Origin of the sequence: Alcanivorax profundi, assembly GCF_003597125.1 — a bacterium.
In the GTDB taxonomy this organism is placed as follows: Bacteria; Pseudomonadota; Gammaproteobacteria; order Pseudomonadales; family Alcanivoracaceae; genus Alcanivorax; species Alcanivorax profundi.
In genome coordinates this window covers 595253-611597 of record NZ_QYYA01000003.1, presented here as the reverse complement: position 1 = coordinate 611597, position 16345 = coordinate 595253, and the positions used below count along the sequence as shown (strand labels likewise).

The window sequence follows — 16345 nt, the reverse complement described above, 5'->3', positions numbered from 1 at the left end:
TATGTTAAGGTGATGGCACAAGGGAACCACTGACTGCAATTGTTATTGTGCTCTGCGGTGTGATTACCGGTTTCTGCCATGGCCGGCCGCACCCTTGCATTGTGTCACTATCCTGAAGGACGCAGCGTTCGATTGAGATAGAAGGGTTCCCGATTGCCAACTGCACAAGGAGCTTCCTATGTCTGATTCTGCCGAGCAGGAGAGCACACCCACCTCGGGCATCCAGACCAAGATCAATCCCCCTGTCTTCTACGGCTCACTGATCATCATCATGGGTCTGGTACTTTTCTCTGTTATTGCCCCTGAAACCGCAGGCAATTTTTTCAACAACCTGAAACTCGCCGTGCTTGAAGAAGCCAGCTGGTTTTACGTTCTTACCGTGGCCATCATTATTTCTCTGGTCGCGTTCCTGGGCATCAGCCGCTACGGTGAAATCAAGCTCGGGCCTGACCATTCAGAGCCGGACTACAGCTACAGTTCCTGGTTTGCCATGCTGTTCTCAGCAGGCATGGGCATCGGCCTGATGTTCTTTGGTGTCGCCGAGCCCATCATGCATTTCACCAGCCCGCCGATGGCTGAGCCCAACAGCATTGCCGCCGCGAAAGAGGCCATGCGGGTCACGTTCTTCCATTGGGGTCTGCATGCCTGGTCGATCTACGCCATCGTCGGCTTGATTCTCGCCTACTTCAGTTTCCGCCGCGGGCTGCCCCTCACATTGCGCTCTGCGCTCTACCCCATTATTGGCAAAAAGATCTATGGGCCCATCGGGCATGCGGTGGACATCTTCGCCGTCGTGGGCACCGTACTGGGCGTCGCCACCTCACTGGGCTTTGGCGTTCAGCAGGTCAACGCCGGGCTGAATTATCTGTTTGATCTGCCGGTCAGCGACACCGTGCAGGTATTCCTGATCATCGGCATCACCGGCCTGGCCACGATTTCCGTGGTCACCGGGCTGGACGCAGGGATTCGGCGCCTGTCTGAACTCAATCTGGGCCTCGCCTTTCTGCTACTGGCCTTCGTGCTGATCCTCGGCCCTACCGTCTTCCTGATGAAAACCTACATGCAGAACGTGGGCGCCTACCTGTCTGAACTGGTCAGCATGACGTTCAACCTGTATGCCTACCAACCCAAGGAAGACGGCGGCCCGCAGGCATGGGTCGGCGGCTGGACCATTTTCTACTGGGGCTGGTGGATCGCCTGGTCGCCCTTTGTGGGTCTGTTTATTGCCCGTATTTCCCGTGGCCGTACCATTCGTGAATTCGCCATGGGCGTCATGTTCGTGCCTGCCGGGTTCACCCTGTTCTGGATGACCGTGTTCGGCGACTCCGCCATCAACATGATCATGAGCAATACCTTTGCCGAGCTGGGCGCCCTGGTGAACGAGAACATGTCGGTGGCGTTGTTCCACTTCCTGGAACAATTCCCCTTCTCTGGGTTTATTTCAGGCGTCGCCACGCTGATGGTGATCGTGTTCTTCGTCACCTCCTCCGACTCCGGCTCCATGGTGGTGGATATGCTGGCGTCCGGTGGCCATGACGACACCCCGGTATGGCAACGCGTGTTCTGGGCGAGCTCTGAAGGCATTGTCGCCATTGCCCTGATGCTCGCCGGCGGACTGGGCGCGCTGCAGTCGGCAACTATTGCCGCTGCCCTGCCATTCTCCCTGGTGCTGCTGATTGCCGCCTATGGCTTGCTGCGCTCGCTGAAGGTGGAAAACATCCGTCTGCGCAGTCTGCAGGCGTCAGTCGCGCCCCCTCCCGAGTTGAACGTGGGCCATCAACGCCCGGCTGGCGGATGGAAGAGCCGACTCAAGAACATGGTCAACTTCCCGATCCGGGCCAGGGTATTGGAGTTTCTGGAAACTACCGTAAAGCCGGCACTGGAAACTGTGGCGGCTGAACTGGAAACCTACGGTTTGAAAGTGGATATTCGCCATGAAGACGACCGCGCCTATCTGGAAATCAGCCACAGCGGCGAGATAGATTTCATATACGGTGTCCGGGTACGCGGCTATACCCGCCCGTCACTGACCATCCGTCAGCTGGACCATTCCAGGAAACATGCGGACAAGGACACCTACTACCGCGCGGAAGTGTTCCTGGAAGAAGGGGGTCAGGATTACGACCTGATGGGCTACACCAAGGAGCAGGTGATCGCCGACGTTCTGGACCAGTACGAGAAACACATGCACTTCCTGCATATGCTGCGTTAAGAGCGCAAAGCTGGATCCATGATCCTCACAGAAAAGGCCGCGCCCATAGGGCGCGGCCTTTTTTTAGCTACGAGCAGCGAGCTATGAGCTGCGAGGAAAATCAGAAGCCAAACCCCAGGTGTAGTCCAGGGACAAATCTTTTTGTGGGAGTCTGCCTGCAGACGATAGGTTGACCATTCGCTTGCACGCAAGCTCCCACAATGAGGGCATCCCAGGTTTTGTGGGAGCGGTGGTTCCACCGCGAAATCGCGCCAATCTCGGTGGATCCCCCGCTCCTATAACGGTAGCAGGAAGGTTTGTCGCAGGGCATCTGACAGGGGAAGGTCTTGGCGGTCGTAGAAGCCCGCCAACGCATCGCACCAACGTTCGACACGCTCTGGCACGCCCTGCTTGAGCAGAGCCTCTACCCGAGCCCAGACCTGTTCGGCGAAGACCCGCTCATCCCCGCCATCCCCATTCAGGTTATCCAGTGACACCCGAAAATCGTGACCGCACGCGGCGCAGAATAACGCCTCGAAGGCCTGGGGGAGCACTTCCACACTGGCGAACTGTGCCTGTTGCTCGGCATTACGACCATCCGGCGCATACCAGTAACCATAATCTTCGAGCTGGCGACGGGCGTCCCCGGCGACACACCAGTGGGCAATCTCGTGCAAGGCACTGCGAAAGTAATCCTGTGTATAGCAGATTCGGTGCGGGCTGCCGGGCAGGTACACCGGCTCCAGTGCGCCCCCTACCAGCACCGTGGCGTAGTCGTGGAAAAAAGTCGCGCGAAAAAGGACCTCAAGGTCAGCACTACGGTGCACCTTTGTTGTGCTTTGCGGTATGGTAGCCGCCTTGCTCCAACCCTGTGTCTCACTCATACGATTTATCACGCCTATGTCTTCCCGCCGTCAGGAATTTGCCGCCCAGCTCACGCTCGCCCTGCCGATTCTCGGTGGCCAGCTGGCACAGACCGCCAACGGCTTTGTTGACACCATGATGGCAGGCCGCGTCAGCGCCAATGACCTTGCCGCCGTTGCGGTGGGCGCCAGTATCTGGGTGCCCCTGTTCCTGTTCATGACCGGCGTGCTGATGAGCGCCACCCCGATCCTGTCACGGCATCTGGGCGGCGAAGCTTACCACCGTATCAACCCGCTGGCCCAGCAGGGCCTCTGGCTTGCCCTTGGCCTGGGTGTGCTGTGCGCGCTGATCCTGCGCAGCGTGGCGCCGGTCATGGTCTGGATGGAGGTAGATCCTGCCATCCGCCCCATGGTCAGCGGCTATCTGGATGCATTGAGCTGGGGCATGCCGGGGGCGGCGATCATGCTCGCCTTGCGTAGCTACACCGAAGCGATGAATCACACCCGTCCGGTGTTACTGTTCAGCGTGATCGGCTTGCTGATCAACATCCCCAGCAACTACATCCTGATCTACGGCAAGCTGGGATTCCCGGCCATGGGCGGCGTCGGCTGCGGTTGGGCCACTTCGCTGGTGATGTGGTGCATGGCGTTGATGATGTTGGTCTACACTCATCGCCACCCGGTTTACCGGAGTGCGCCGCTGAACCTGCGCCGGCGCCACTTTGAAATGCCGAGTCTGGGCTACATGCTGCGTCTGGGCCTGCCTGTGGGCCTGTCGATTTTCTTTGAGGTCAGCATCTTTGCCGTGATTGCGCTGTTGATCGGCAGCCTGGGGGCGCAAACCGTCGCCAGCCATCAGATTGCGCTGAATTTCACCTCCCTGATCTTCATGGTGCCGCTCAGCTTTGCGCTGGCGGCCACAGTACGCGTGGGCCACGCCCGGGGCCGTGCAGATACAGCGAGCCTTAGCAATGCCGTGCAGATCGCGTTAATGATCAGCGTCATTGTCGGTGTCGTTGCCGCGCTCGCTCTGGTGGTTGCTCGCCACTGGATCCCGCATATCTATACCAGTAACCCGGAGGTGATTGCACTCGCCTCCTACCTGCTCTTGTTTGCCGCCTTGTATCAGATTTCCGATGCCTTGCAGGTATGTGCCAACGGTTGCCTGCGCGGTTTTGAAGACACTGGCAAGCCCATGCTGATGACCCTGTTTGCCTACTGGGGCGTTGGCTTGCCGCTGGGCTACAGCCTGGGGCTGACCGATTGGCTGGTACCGGCCATGGGGCCAGCCGGTTTCTGGATCGGACTGGTGGCCGGACTCACCGTGGCGGCGGTTCTTCTTGGCTTGCGCCTGCGCTGGCGGATGAAACAACCCCTTGTTCACGCAACAGCTGACGCCAAGTCTGCCCAGGCGGCCTGATCACGCTGACATTCTTTACGCTTGCCTCAAGCAAATGTGCATTTTGTTTGCACGTTATCGCGGATAATAACGATTCTCATTTTTCGTTAACTTGCCGCAGTATCGCTTTATGACTCCACGCTCGATAACGTCCCGGACACTCGCCGCGGCGCTGGGAGGCTATGCCCTGAGCGCATTGTGCGCCATGGCCCTGGCCGTGATTTTGCCCATGCCCCGTAACGAAGCCGTCATTACCGGCATTCTGGTGGCATTCCTGCTATGCGCCTGCGCTGCCATCTGGGCTTTTTCTGTTCGCAGCGCCTGGCGGGCCTGGGGTGGCATTGCACTAGTAAGCCTGGTGTTTGGCGCCTTGTATCTGATCGGGAGCCCGTCATGAACGGCTCCTTCCGCCAATCCATGGCCTGGCTACACACCTGGGTCGGACTGTTACTGGGCTGGCTGCTGGTCGCGATTTTTATTACCGGTACCAGTGCCTACTTCCGTGAAGAAATCACCCTGTGGATGGAGCCGGAAACCCACGATTCCACCCTGACCCCCAACACACTGGACATGGCTGTGGCGGTGCTCAACGACAAGGCCAGCGACGCCCGTTCCTGGGATATCAGCCTGCCCTCCGCCCGGCACACCGTCGCCGAGCTACGCTGGCAACCGCTGCAGCAGCGTCAACAACAAGGGGGCGGCCGTCATCGCGGTGAAAGCGTATCCATGGATGCCGACAGCGGGCAGGTGGTCGAACCGCGTGACACCGCCGGTGGCAACTTCCTCTATCGCTTCCATTACCAGCTGCATGGGGTACCCCGGGAAGTCGGCCGCTGGGTCGTGTGTCTGGCGACCATGTTCATGCTGATTGCGATCATCAGCGGGGTGATTACCCACAAGAAGATCTTCAAGGATTTCTTTACCTTCCGGCCCGGCAAGGGACAACGATCGTGGCTGGATGCCCACAATGCCACGGCCGTACTGGCCTTGCCCTACCATTTCATGATCACTTATTCGGGCCTGCTACTGTTCATGACCATGCTGATGCCCTGGGGAATTGATGCCGCCTATCCGGAAAACCGGCGTGACTTTTTCTCCGAGGTCTTTTCCCGTGGTGGAGAAGAGGCCCAGCGCCCCGGCAACCCCGCCGAGATGGTCGACATCAAACCCCTGATTGCACAAGCCGAAGCCCATTTCGGTAAACCGGTGACACGCATCGGCGTCACCAATCCGAACCGCGATAATGCCGTCATCAGCTTGCGTGTAGACCGGGACCCTGCCATTACCGCGCGTCAACGTGGGGGCGATCCGGTGCAGGTATATAACGGCGTAAACGGGGAACTGCAGCAGACCCTGCTACCCTCTGAAGATCCCGTTGCTCCCAGTTGGCGAATCTATAATGTCTTCACCAGCCTGCACATGGCTCGCTTCGCGGACCCGCTGACACGCTGGCTGTTTTTCCTGTTCGGCATTGCCGGCTCCGCCATGGCTATCACTGGCATGTTGCTGTGGGTCAACAAGCGCACACAGCAACTAAAACGCGACCAGGTTCCGGGCTCTTCCCTGAAGCTGGTGAACGGTCTCAATATGGCGGCCATCTCTGGCTTGATGATCGCGATTGCCGCCTATTTCATTGGCAACCGTTTGCTGCCTGTGACGCTGGAAAACCGGGGCGATCAGGAAATACAGGTGTTCTTTCTGGTATGGCTTGCCGCACTGATCCATGCCCTGCTACGCCCCAACCGGAGCGGTTGGCAGGAACAGGTCGCCCTCGGCACCGTATTGTGGCTGGCCGTGCCGGTGATCAATGTGTTGACGACGGATTCCCATCTATTCACTGCCGTGGCGTGGCAGCACCCTGCCCTGGCCAGTGTCGATCTGGTCTGTCTGGCCTTTGCTGGCGCGGGTGGCTACACCTTTTGGCGACTGATACGTAAGCCAGCCCCCGCCAAGCGTGCACCGCGAAAAAAACCGGCTAAACGTACCACGCCTTCCACAACCGCGCCTGCGGGAGAAAACGCATGATCCTGCTATTTGCTGTCTGCCTGGCGTTCAGCGGTATGACCCTGTTGGCATTGGCAATGAAGCGTCATCAGCCGCAGATTCTGGATCGCAAACTGCCAGAGCCGCGAGCCCGGCTGGCCCGTTGGAGCGGCTGGGCCTGTCTGGCGGTGTCGCTGGTCTGTGTACTGCAGGTGTGGCCAACCGGTCTGGCGCTGTTCATGGCCATCGGTCTGTTTGCCTTTGCCGGTTTGCCTCTGGTGTTTTTGTTGCCCTATCAGCAGCGGTTAGCTTGGCGTCTTGCCATGGCGCTACCGATCGCCAGTGGCGCACTGGCTCTCGTCAGCGCCTGAGTTTCTTGCTCCGTTGACGCGATGGTCCCACAGACCATCGCGTCGCCCACCTCCTGCGGGTGCCATCTGTCCGGCATTCGCGCCACCGCTCATGACGCTTGCGCGACAACTTGCATGCCTGCGTCTGACAGGCTAACGTGAACCAACGGTCGCCATGGCATGTGATCGTGCCAGCACCCTGCCGGGTGTAACAACATTGGCGACCCTCTAGGACACGTACCGGGAGGTGCCCATGACTTCGGCTCACCGGCAACACCCTGGCGGGAACAGCAACGTTGTTCCTTTCTCTCCACGTCGCAAAGCGGCCCAGCCCCCTATACTTCGCCTGTCACCGGAATACGATGGCATTGAGTTGCTGTACGCCAATGACAGCCATCCTGACACCCTGTTCTCGCTGAAGATTCTGGCCTGGGCCCGATTGGCCAATGGCGATACGGTTGCCATGGTCCCCTGGCTGAAAAGCCCCGTTACCGCAATGGCATTGGCCGACCCGTTAAACGGTCGCTGGGAAGGATACCGCCTGCCAGGCAGTGACTACCTGTTCGTGGATGCCCCGGAACATAAAGTGCAAGAGCTGGATGCCGCCGTTCGCTTCTTTGGCAAACCCCAACCCGGGCAGCACTCTGTTCAGGAAATCCCGGACACCATCGGCACCCACGCCGTATTCTCAGCCGATGAGTTCCACACCATCAGCCTGATGGAAGTGGTCAGCTGGCGCCTGCACGCGGATGGCACCCTGTCGGCCATGGTTGCGGAAGAAAACGACCCGGTACAGACCCCGGTGCTCCCCGGCGCCCAATGTCTCACCTCTGCCCAGGAGAAAGACCACTTCCGCTACTTCTTCCAGCACGGTATCGCCAACAAACTCAAAGAACGGGACCCGGAAGCGCTGGCTGCGGTGGCGATGTTGGCGACAGAGCGGTAAGGGTAGTGAACAGTTGCGCGAGCAACGTTTGCTTGATTTGTAAGCAACGAGGCCGCGCCCAATTCTTGGGCGCGGCCTCGTACGTTAAAAAGCCTGAATGCGCTAACCGCGCATCGCTGTTAACTGTTCACTGCTTCTTCCTGATCCAATACCAATACACCTCCCCCTCAACCTGCTGTTTCTCCAGGGTGTGACCGAGGAATTGGCAGAACTTGGGGATATCTCGCTCGGTGGAGGGGTCTGTGGCGCGGACTTCCAGGAGTTCGCCCGGGGCCATGTCGCGAACCTTGTTGTGGAGCATCATGACCGGTTCCGGACACAGCAGACCAGTGGCATCAAGGTGGTGTTGGGCGTCCATGGAACGGGGCTCCGGTTGCGAAAACAGGCCGCCATTATACTGGCTGGCCATGATTTCGCAGCCCCCCACAATCTCGCCGCCTCAACCCCCGTCGCAATTGGATAACGGCGTCTGTCCCTGTAGCACCTCATCGATGAACAGATTGACCCCGCTGTTTCCCCGGTAGGCCAGATTGATGTGCCGCACGACTCCGCTGCTGCCTTGCGTATCCACCGGTTGCCACTGAACGTTTACCCCCTTGCTGCAATACAGGTTTTTAAGATCACGCGCCTGGGAAAACGCGACCAAACCATCCTGCTCCTCATGATACTGGTACACAGGCACCGACTGCGTGCCCTTGCCCAGCTCATTCTCGGCAATGCGTTGCAAGCGCGGCCCGGTTAACGGGTTGACGTCGGTCACATCGGCCAGGGAAACGCCCTGAAAATCCTGCAGTAATTCCAGTACACACATGTCGCTGACCATCTCCGTAACGGCCTGTTGCCCCTGAGCATTCAGGTACGGAGTCAAAGACAGTTCCGGGTACAGGTTGTCTTGCCCCAGTAACGCATACAACAACACCCCGAAACCCGCTTGCCCATTCAAAGGCAGCGCCACCTGGGCCAGGTTTGCGGGTACGCCTCCGGCGGCCAGGCCTCGCAAGTCCAATTCGGGGGCATAGGCAGAATGCATTTCACCCGCCCAGAGTGTCGCCCCACCACCTTGGGAATACCCCCGCAACATCACCGCCGAAGACGAAGACAATCCACTTTCTGGCAGTCGCTGAGCGGCACGGACCACATCCAGCAAGGCCGCACCCATGGACTTCCCGATAATGTAAGTCGTCTCAGGTTCCGGGTGATAGCCAACATAGTCCGTCACCGCGACGGCATAGCCTCGCTCGAGCATGTCGTTGATGGCCGGCTGCTCATAGAAGGCACCTTTGTCGATCATCCGCGAGGGCGCACAGCGGAAAGCCGGCCCTGCCGTACCCGGCGCCATCCCTATCACTGGCAAGGTCGCCGGGTCATGGCCTTTTGGAACCAGTACCGTGCCAGTTACCACATTCGGGTTTCCCAACCCGTCGGAGGACAAGTACATCACCTGCCAGGCATGGGCCAGTTCACGGGCACGGGGTGGCCCTGCCTTCGCTTCGCGCGAGGACACGATATCCCCTGGCAAGCCGGCAGGAATAGGCGATGGGGGTTGATAAAAGCTGTCATCGGCATGGCTTGCCGACGCCAACGACAACAACCCGAATGATATCGTCGCCACCAACCCCGTCATGATGTCCGGGAGTCTGATGAGATTACGGTTTGTTCGTTTCATCCTGTCGCCCTTTTGTTATAGCGGTGCCAGCTGCAGGGACAAGCTACTGCCCGCCCCCGCCAGATACCGATTGACCAGCCCTGTCATGACCCCGCAATTTTCAAACGCTGGCACAGAGTACTCACCCGTCACCTGCCCCCCGGTCGTAACATCAAAATGCTGCCCGGGAGGCGTCACTGCTGATAGCGACATTGCCTGTGAGCTGACACATTGCTCACCGTTGTAAATGGCGATCGGCACACCGAACAATTTAAGGCGAATATCGGCAAGCCGGATCCGTGCCTGGAGAGACAGTACCAACTCGCCATCAATCAACTCTCCCGATACAGAAGAAACAGGCTCAAGCGTTGCCTGCGCATCCAGAGAGAACGTTTTGAACAGACCCGGGATATCCAGTGACAGCGCAGACGTCTCGAGCCCCATGCTCCCCGAAACACTACTACCCGAAGTTTCCACGGTCAGCTCTCCCACTAAGGGCCAATTCGCCTTTCCTTTCAGAACAGCATCACCCGTTACCCCGAACGTAGCAGAACCTGCGTCATCGCCAGACACCGTGATGGTGTGTAGCAGAGCCTCCTCACCCGTGACCGGCACACAATCACTCTGAAAATCACCGAGTCCTGTCGGATTATCATTATCGTCACGGGGAGTGAGGTTCAGCACCAGGTTCCCTACCCGTATTTCTACCGCCCCCTGATTGTCGGACGTGAACGTCAGGGACGGTGTCACACCTGAAGCGACAATAGAGAAGGCGCCCTGCTCATCAGGCATTGGCTGTGCAGCGATCTCCATTGGAATCACAAGGGGTAACGACAGTCCGTTACCAGTGACAGAGGCATGGGCATCCACTTGTCCGGACAACGTATCGCTGCCAACAAAATCCAGACCATTCCAGGATTCGGCAGAAACAGTCGCGGTACCATTGATCTGAAAGCTTCCTGAGGGTTGCCCAACCGCAAGGCTGCCCGGCATCTCAGAGGTGATGTCGACACTGAGGGGCTGCTCTTCAATGAGGGGAAAAACACAGGTGTAATCCAGCGTGGCGGAGACCGGGGCCGCCGCCGACGATGCCGACAACAGCATCAGCAACGCCGTCGTCGCCACCGGCCCAACATGTTCAAGAGACATAAGCTTTGTCCATCACTAATGGTTGCCCAAAACCGGCATCAACCGCCCGGCTTTGGGCAACCATTAAGATCAGATAGAAGCTGTGCCCGGATTGGCACAGCAAGACCGAAACAACTGTAGTGCTGAGCGGCGCCCTGCCGAAGCAGAGCACCGCCAGAACATTACAGTTGCGGATCCAGGGACAGCTCGATGGTGTTACCGCTACCCGCCATGAAGACGTTCAGCAGGTCAGTCAGACCACCACAGTTTTCCAGGCCCGGCAGATCGTAGGTCCCGATCAGGTTGCCACCCGCGCCCAGCGGATCGAAGGATTCCCCTTCCGGGCTGGCCAGCTGGATGGATACGGGCTCGGAGGTACGACACTCATCGCCACCGCCGACAGGCAGAGCCCAGCCAAAGATTTTCATCTTCACTTTTGGCAGTTTGATGTACATCTGGGTCTCCGCAGTCAGAACATTACCAGCCCCAATGTTACCTGTGGTTTCACCCACCGGTTCGAACTCGATATCCGCATCGGCCGTTACCAGTTTCCACCCGTAGAGGATACGGAAGCTGCCACTTGAAGGATCGAGAGCCAGATCCGCAGTAAAATCACCGCTGGCCAGATCCAGAAGCGCATCGATGGTGCCGCTCAGGCTCACATCGCCGTAGGCTTTCTTGATGTGGGTACTGCCAGACAGCCCATAGGTCATCTCTACACCTTGCTGGGAATTGGAGATACCGGTGCCTGTCATCGCGATGTCCAGATTCGGACTAGCCGTGTCATTGGACTGGATGTTCAGCGTCGCGCTTCTGGCGCCTTCGCCCGCAGGCGTGAACGTCAGAGATACGGTACAAGTTGCATCCGGGGCCACATTCACACAGTTATTGCTCTGAATGAACTCACTGCTATCAGCACCGCCAACAGAGACGTTGGTGATGGTCAGGGCAGCAGTGCCTTCGTTGCCGATGGTGACAGAGCTGTCTTTGCTGGTACCCACCGTTACTGAGCCAAAAGAAACCGATTCAGGGTCAACCGTCATCGCCGGTTCAGGTGCAAGAACGCTCTGACCACTCATGGCAACTTCCACGCTTGGGGAATCCGGATCATCAGATTCGATTACCAGGTTGGCGCTGCGAGCCCCTTCGCCGGTAGGCATGAAGGTGACATCCACCGTGCAGCTTTCGCCCTGTGCCAGAGTGGTACAGTCGTTGGTCTGCATAAAGGCACTGGCGTCAGTACCAGCAATGGAAACACCATTGATACCCAGTGGCTGGCCACCCGTATTGGAAATGGTCACCGTCTGCATTTCAGTCAGGCCACCCTGCACCTGGCCGAAGTCCAGCTCGTCCATATCTACATCGATGTTCTGCTCAACCGCCACAGTCTCGACTTCAAACGAGTGCAGCAGATTGGTCACGCCGTTGTCATTCATACGGGCCTGATCCATTACACAATCCACCAGGAACACTTCCGGGTTGTTTGGATCATGCCAGGCGGAACCGAAGTCAACATAGGTGCCATCCGCCTTGCGCGCGATCATGGCAAGAGACATATTTTCTTCCACGAAGATATCTACCATGCCGACATTGCTTTCGGTAAAGGTGAGTGACGGAGTATCCCCAGTCGCCACAAGATCAAACGGGCCCGAAACGCCCGCAATATCCGTAACAGGAATGCCCAGCGGAATGGTCAGAGGCAAGTTCAGGGAATTACCACTCACCGTAGAATCCGCCTGTGCAGACCCCTCGATGGTGGTAGCTCCCACCAGGCTAAGCCCTTGCCAGGTATTGCCTTCAGCGGTCGCGGTAATGCTCAGGGTGAACGCACCCGTGGCCTCACCTACACCAATACTTTCAGGCATGTCAGTCTGGATGTTGGCGGTCAGCGGCTGCTGCCCGATCAACGGGTAAGTACACTGGAAGTACATGTCTGCTTCGACAGGTACCGCCTGTGCTGCGCCACTGGCGGCGAGCATGGCAGCCGCTGCCAGTGACCGCATCTGGAACGGTCCGATATTCAGCGTTCGGGGGGTCATGACTCACTCCTCGTATTGATTATTCTCAATTTTCATTTGTTGTTATCGCAGAGCCATGGCGACTGCTTCCCTGCCAGCCTGCGACAATGCACCCGCAACTCCATGTGCAGGAATAACAGGCAGACGTTTCCCTTCCCACAGGTACATTGCAGTCATTATTCGCAAGCCCCGATCAGGTGCATTGTTAGGAGTGACGCAGAGTTTGTTAAAAAAGACAGCTGTGATGCTTTACGCATTCAGCAAGAGAAGCGCATGCAAAAACGTATATTCAGCTGATAATAAAAAGACGTTTTTGCTATCAGAAACACCGCAACGGCAAGAGAATAACCCGCTCAATGGCGATTTCTGGGCATAGTCGCGAGACAACCTTAACCATCACGACTGAGTCTGAATAAAACCTCGTCGTATATCTCCCGGTGTTGCACCGGTCCAGCCACGATAGGCTTTGGTAAAACTCGCTTGATCGCTATAACCAAGCACTTCGGCGATCTTGTTCAGTGGCATGTTGGTATCTTTGAGATAGCGCGTTGCAAAGGTTTTGCGCACCTGGTTTCGGATATCATGAAACGATACACCGGCCATTTTCAGGTGATGACGTAGTGATCTCGCACTCATACCCAACCGCTCACCCACACGCTCCAGAGTGCCTTCACGTCCGGGATATCGCAGCACTTCTTCACGGACACGGGCCACCAACTCCATATGTTCATCGCCTTTGACATCATCCCGGGAACGGGCACTAGCCAGATAGAATGCCAGCTCATCATTGCCATCCCTTGCCGGGCGACCTGAAAGCGGCACCACCACCTGATTCCCCGATGACGAAAACGACAAATTTGCGTGGGGGGCCAGGCGGTGCCACATTTCATGTTCATGATCGACGGAAAAATCAAACTCGAAGTGAAACCTGCGACAAATCAAAGAGGTAAGCGAATATATGCTACCCATGTAGATATTCACGAAGAAAGGGCGCAGCTCCTTGAGATCCCACACATCCTGCAACGCGATGCGAATTTCATCGCCGCTGCATGACACCCTCATATCCAGTATCGGCAATGACACCCGCAGGTATTGCACAACCATGTTGGCAAGGTCGCGGAAGTCTTTCTGCTTGAGCAAAGCAAAACCCAATAAGCCATGACCCTGAAGATCCAGCGTTCTGCCAAACTCAAACGCGGCCATATCATCATCAAGAAAACGACGAGCTGAGGCCATCATGCGGGTAACCTGATTGATGGATAACAACAGTGTCCCTGAGTTCTTAAGCACCTCGTCCAGTTCAGTGCCTTCCAGCAAAGCCTCTTTACTGATCCCTCTGGCTTCCATGAACTCGATAAACCGTTGCGCATACAGGCCTGATACCAGCGGCACCTCATAGGCCATGCTGTTTATCCTGAACATGCTCAGTCCCTCTTCCCTGTGATTCTTCTTGTTAGGTGTTATGTGCAGATTCCGTTCTGCACGTCAGGCGATCATCATCCACGCATCCACACCGTTAAACCGGGAAACGTTTCTCACTCTCTAAAAATGGATAATCCGGAATAAAAATTCATTTTTTATAATGATTATTTGCTGTTAATAAAACCGCCACCAATAATAATTATGTATTAGTTTTTACAACGATCCCTCGCACGCACTTTCATCATAGGCACCCTTTTTACTGAACCACCACCGCCTGACCGGTAATGACAAAAACCAGCTCAACGCCTGTCCCCTTTTACCAAAAGCGAATTTATTTTCGTGACCAGATTCATATTTTATTTTCATCTTGCTTTCCCCTAACCCGTAATTGCCGCAGCCTCGCTGTCCAATAACAACAACCGGGAGAAACTGGATGCCTCCCCTACGGTCAATACTGGGTCTCAGCGCCATCTTTATAACCGCCTTTCTTTTTTTCATGATCATGCTCATGCCGGCGTCTGTGGTGACTGGCGCGTTGCCCGAAGCCATTGACAATGAAGAGGGGTTACCAAGGCCCCAGCTCTCGGGCTTGTGGTGGCGTGGCCAGGGCGATATGGAATGGCAGGGAAAAGCGCTTCAGATTCGCTGGGAAATGGACTGGCACTGGCTGACACCGGGCGTACAGGTTGCCTTGCACACCGGGCCGATCCATGCGGAGGGCTGGATCGGTGCTGACTGGGGCGACTGGACTTTACAGCACTGGCGAGCACAGCTGCCGATGGATCTCATCAATGACTTTATGCCGCAGGGAGAGGCTCACGGTAATCTGGACCTGGCCCTCGCTTCCCTCAGTATTCGGGAGAACACCATCGCAGAAGCCACCGGGACGCTACGTTACCAGGGTGGACAGGTTTCCCTAGGCCCAGGCATGGAGATGCCCCTGCCGCCTCTGGATGGGGTGCTCGCCATGACTCCACTGGGCCCATCACTCTCAATCACCGGACCCGAAAGCCGCCCACTGGCCCATGCACAGGTGGAGGGGAAAACCTTAACCCTGCAAGTGTTTCGGGCACTTCCCCTGTTGCTTGGCATGGGAGAAGAAGGCAACACCGAGGATGTAATTTTCAGCACTCAACACGAGTTATCGTTACCGGATGCCAACGCCGGCTAGGATGCCGGCGGTTTCCAGATCAGGATAACGGGAATAATCGCCGCCGACAGCAATCCCGCCAACAGGAAATGCAGTGCATACCCCATCCAGGCAGCGCTAAAACCACTGACCAATGTAAAAAGGCCTGCTGCAAACAGCCTCACAGAGGCTTGCATCGTGTAGTCGCTACCCTCATGGCTACTGCGACAGTAATCCATCATCACGACAAACAGGGCCACCGTGGACAGACCATCTGCAAACTGCTCAAACAGGGCCACCAACCACACCTGTGTCGCCGGTACTGGGTTGCCGGTACTGGCCAGCCAGGCCCAGGCCACAAAGGACAATGCCTGTAAAAGGGCAAAGGCCACCAACACCCTGCGGCGATGAACACGCACCATAATCAACCCGGCAAGTGCCGCCCCCGCCAGCCCCATTAATGACGCAAACAGGTCCAGTGTGCCAATCGCCGACAAGCTCCAGCCGCTGTCGACAAGATAGGGGTTGATCATACGGGTACCAAAACTGTCACCGACTTTATAAAACAGCAGGATCAGCAACCACGACAAGACCCCTGGTCGCAGCCAGAAACGGGTCAATTCACGCCACCACCAACTCAGACTCACCGGCTCCCGTTGCTGCTGGTGAACAGGCTCTGCTGGCTCTTTGAAGCGAGTGACCTGGACCAACACCAACATCATGGCCGCGATCACCAGCGCCACAGTGGAATGCCAGCCCCACAGGTCAACCAGAATGAGCAAGGCGCTGCTTCCGGCCATCATGCCAATCTTGTAACCATTTACCTGAATGCTGTTCCCCAGGCCCCGCCATTCCGGCGTCAGCAAGCGGGTGGCAAGACCATCCGTGGCAATGTCCTGGGTCGCGCTGAAAAAGTTGAGCAGGAAAAGCAGCCCGAGCAACACCACAAAGCCCGGCCCCAGCAACCATTCTCGCGGGAACATGGCCACTACGCCCAATACGGCAATCACAGCCAGCAGGCAGACTTGCACCCATCGCTTGCGATGATTGGGTCGCCCGCTTCCCCAACGGTCTACCCAGGGGGCCCAAATGAATTTCAATGCCCAGGGAATCGCAGGCAAGGCGAGAAAGCCTATCCACTGGGTCGACAATCCCGCCTCCCTGGCGAGTGCCGGCATGGCTTTGCCCAGCATGCTGACGGGCAAAGCCTGGGCGAAGTACAACGCCGCCAATGTCAGAAAGAACCCCTTCGCCGGGCGCGTCACAGTCAT

Annotated in this window: 15 protein-coding genes; 7 read left to right on the top strand and 8 right to left on the bottom strand. The window is 57.2% G+C overall.

Annotation, left to right across the window (positions count from 1 at the left end; all coding sequences use genetic code 11):
* Positions 1–178 precede the first annotated feature (178 nt).
* Entirely contained in the window at positions 179–2212 is a 2034-nt protein-coding gene (locus D4A39_RS12625) for a BCCT family transporter (RefSeq protein WP_022986703.1), read from the top strand.
* A 275-nt stretch (positions 2213–2487) separates the two neighbouring features.
* Here the strand turns inward: D4A39_RS12625 and D4A39_RS12620 are convergent, their stop codons facing one another.
* The gene (locus tag D4A39_RS12620; RefSeq protein WP_119918227.1) at positions 2488–3075 is read right to left on the bottom strand and encodes an elongation factor P hydroxylase; all 588 of its coding nucleotides are present in this window, start codon (positions 3073–3075) and stop codon (positions 2488–2490) included.
* Between the two features lie 16 nt (positions 3076–3091).
* Between D4A39_RS12620 and D4A39_RS12615 the strand changes: the two genes are divergently transcribed.
* The 5 genes from D4A39_RS12615 to D4A39_RS12595 all read left to right on the top strand — a co-directional run bounded on the left by D4A39_RS12615 (position 3092) and on the right by D4A39_RS12595 (position 7732).
* Positions 3092–4474 (top strand): MATE family efflux transporter, encoded by a 1383-nt coding sequence (locus D4A39_RS12615; RefSeq protein WP_119918226.1) that lies wholly within the window; start codon positions 3092–3094, stop codon positions 4472–4474.
* Between the two features lie 109 nt (positions 4475–4583).
* Positions 4584–4850 (top strand): DUF3649 domain-containing protein, encoded by a 267-nt coding sequence (locus D4A39_RS12610; RefSeq protein WP_052017540.1) that lies wholly within the window; start codon positions 4584–4586, stop codon positions 4848–4850.
* A complete protein-coding gene (locus D4A39_RS12605) occupies positions 4847–6478 on the top strand; it encodes a PepSY-associated TM helix domain-containing protein (RefSeq protein ID WP_119918225.1) in 1632 nt (543 codons plus the stop codon). The genes D4A39_RS12610 and D4A39_RS12605 overlap by 4 nt, the downstream gene beginning before the upstream one ends.
* Positions 6475–6807: a DUF3325 domain-containing protein gene (locus D4A39_RS12600; protein ID WP_022986711.1), complete on the top strand. Its 333-nt coding sequence runs from the start codon at positions 6475–6477 to the stop codon at positions 6805–6807. The genes D4A39_RS12605 and D4A39_RS12600 overlap by 4 nt, the downstream gene beginning before the upstream one ends.
* A 232-nt stretch (positions 6808–7039) precedes the next feature.
* Positions 7040–7732: a hypothetical protein gene (locus D4A39_RS12595; protein WP_022986712.1), complete on the top strand. Its 693-nt coding sequence runs from the start codon at positions 7040–7042 to the stop codon at positions 7730–7732.
* Positions 7733–7859: 127 nt separating this feature from the next.
* On the opposite strand, the gene tusA is transcribed toward D4A39_RS12595, so the two are convergent.
* The 6 genes from tusA to D4A39_RS17780 form a co-directional block, all read right to left on the bottom strand.
* Positions 7860–8090: a sulfurtransferase TusA gene (gene tusA, locus D4A39_RS12590; RefSeq protein ID WP_031227079.1), complete on the bottom strand. Its 231-nt coding sequence runs from the start codon at positions 8088–8090 to the stop codon at positions 7860–7862.
* 81 nt (positions 8091–8171) lie between these two features.
* Entirely contained in the window at positions 8172–9398 is a 1227-nt protein-coding gene (locus tag D4A39_RS12585; RefSeq protein ID WP_233552477.1) for a lipase family protein, read from the bottom strand.
* Between the two features lie 15 nt (positions 9399–9413).
* The gene (locus D4A39_RS12580) at positions 9414–10526 is read right to left on the bottom strand and encodes a DUF6801 domain-containing protein (protein WP_022986715.1); all 1113 of its coding nucleotides are present in this window, start codon (positions 10524–10526) and stop codon (positions 9414–9416) included.
* Positions 10527–10687: 161 nt separating this feature from the next.
* Complete coding sequence (locus D4A39_RS12575; protein WP_022986716.1) at positions 10688–12544, bottom strand: choice-of-anchor D domain-containing protein; 1857 nt, start codon at positions 12542–12544, stop codon at positions 10688–10690.
* Positions 12545–12919: 375 nt separating this feature from the next.
* Positions 12920–13945, bottom strand: coding sequence for an AraC family transcriptional regulator (locus D4A39_RS12570; RefSeq protein ID WP_031227085.1), 1026 nt, complete (start codon positions 13943–13945; stop codon positions 12920–12922).
* Positions 13946–14158: 213 nt separating this feature from the next.
* Entirely contained in the window at positions 14159–14443 is a 285-nt protein-coding gene (locus D4A39_RS17780) for a hypothetical protein (protein ID WP_158586938.1), read from the bottom strand.
* A 10-nt stretch (positions 14444–14453) separates the two neighbouring features.
* On the opposite strand from D4A39_RS17780, the gene gspN reads away from it, so the two are divergent.
* Positions 14454–15116, top strand: a complete 663-nt coding sequence (gene gspN / locus D4A39_RS12565) for a type II secretion system protein N (RefSeq protein WP_158586937.1) — start codon at positions 14454–14456, stop codon at positions 15114–15116.
* Here gspN and D4A39_RS12560 read toward each other — a convergent pair.
* Positions 15113–16345 carry an MFS transporter gene (locus D4A39_RS12560; protein WP_022986720.1) on the bottom strand — a complete coding sequence of 411 codons (1233 nt, stop codon included), beginning with the start codon at positions 16343–16345 and terminating at the stop codon, positions 15113–15115. The genes gspN and D4A39_RS12560 overlap by 4 nt on opposite strands.

What these genes read in the sequence shown, in the direction of transcription:
- D4A39_RS12625 (WP_022986703.1), top strand. Translation starts at nt 179, where the DNA reads ATGTCTGATTCTGCCGAGCAGGAGAGCACACCCACCTCGGGCATCCAG.
- D4A39_RS12620 (WP_119918227.1), bottom strand. Translation starts at nt 3,075, where the DNA reads ATGAGTGAGACACAGGGTTGGAGCAAGGCGGCTACCATACCGCAAAGC.
- D4A39_RS12615 (WP_119918226.1), top strand. Translation starts at nt 3,092, where the DNA reads ATGTCTTCCCGCCGTCAGGAATTTGCCGCCCAGCTCACGCTCGCCCTG.
- D4A39_RS12610 (WP_052017540.1), top strand. Translation starts at nt 4,584, where the DNA reads ATGACTCCACGCTCGATAACGTCCCGGACACTCGCCGCGGCGCTGGGA.
- D4A39_RS12605 (WP_119918225.1), top strand. Translation starts at nt 4,847, where the DNA reads ATGAACGGCTCCTTCCGCCAATCCATGGCCTGGCTACACACCTGGGTC.
- D4A39_RS12600 (WP_022986711.1), top strand. Translation starts at nt 6,475, where the DNA reads ATGATCCTGCTATTTGCTGTCTGCCTGGCGTTCAGCGGTATGACCCTG.
- D4A39_RS12595 (WP_022986712.1), top strand. Translation starts at nt 7,040, where the DNA reads ATGACTTCGGCTCACCGGCAACACCCTGGCGGGAACAGCAACGTTGTT.
- tusA (WP_031227079.1), bottom strand. Translation starts at nt 8,090, where the DNA reads ATGGACGCCCAACACCACCTTGATGCCACTGGTCTGCTGTGTCCGGAA.
- D4A39_RS12585 (WP_233552477.1), bottom strand. Translation starts at nt 9,398, where the DNA reads ATGAAACGAACAAACCGTAATCTCATCAGACTCCCGGACATCATGACG.
- D4A39_RS12580 (WP_022986715.1), bottom strand. Translation starts at nt 10,526, where the DNA reads ATGTCTCTTGAACATGTTGGGCCGGTGGCGACGACGGCGTTGCTGATG.
- D4A39_RS12575 (WP_022986716.1), bottom strand. Translation starts at nt 12,544, where the DNA reads ATGACCCCCCGAACGCTGAATATCGGACCGTTCCAGATGCGGTCACTG.
- D4A39_RS12570 (WP_031227085.1), bottom strand. Translation starts at nt 13,945, where the DNA reads ATGTTCAGGATAAACAGCATGGCCTATGAGGTGCCGCTGGTATCAGGC.
- D4A39_RS17780 (WP_158586938.1), bottom strand. Translation starts at nt 14,443, where the DNA reads ATGAAAAAAAGAAAGGCGGTTATAAAGATGGCGCTGAGACCCAGTATT.
- gspN (WP_158586937.1), top strand. Translation starts at nt 14,454, where the DNA reads ATGCCGGCGTCTGTGGTGACTGGCGCGTTGCCCGAAGCCATTGACAAT.
- D4A39_RS12560 (WP_022986720.1), bottom strand. Translation starts at nt 16,345, where the DNA reads ATGACTGTGACGCGCCCGGCGAAGGGGTTCTTTCTGACATTGGCGGCG.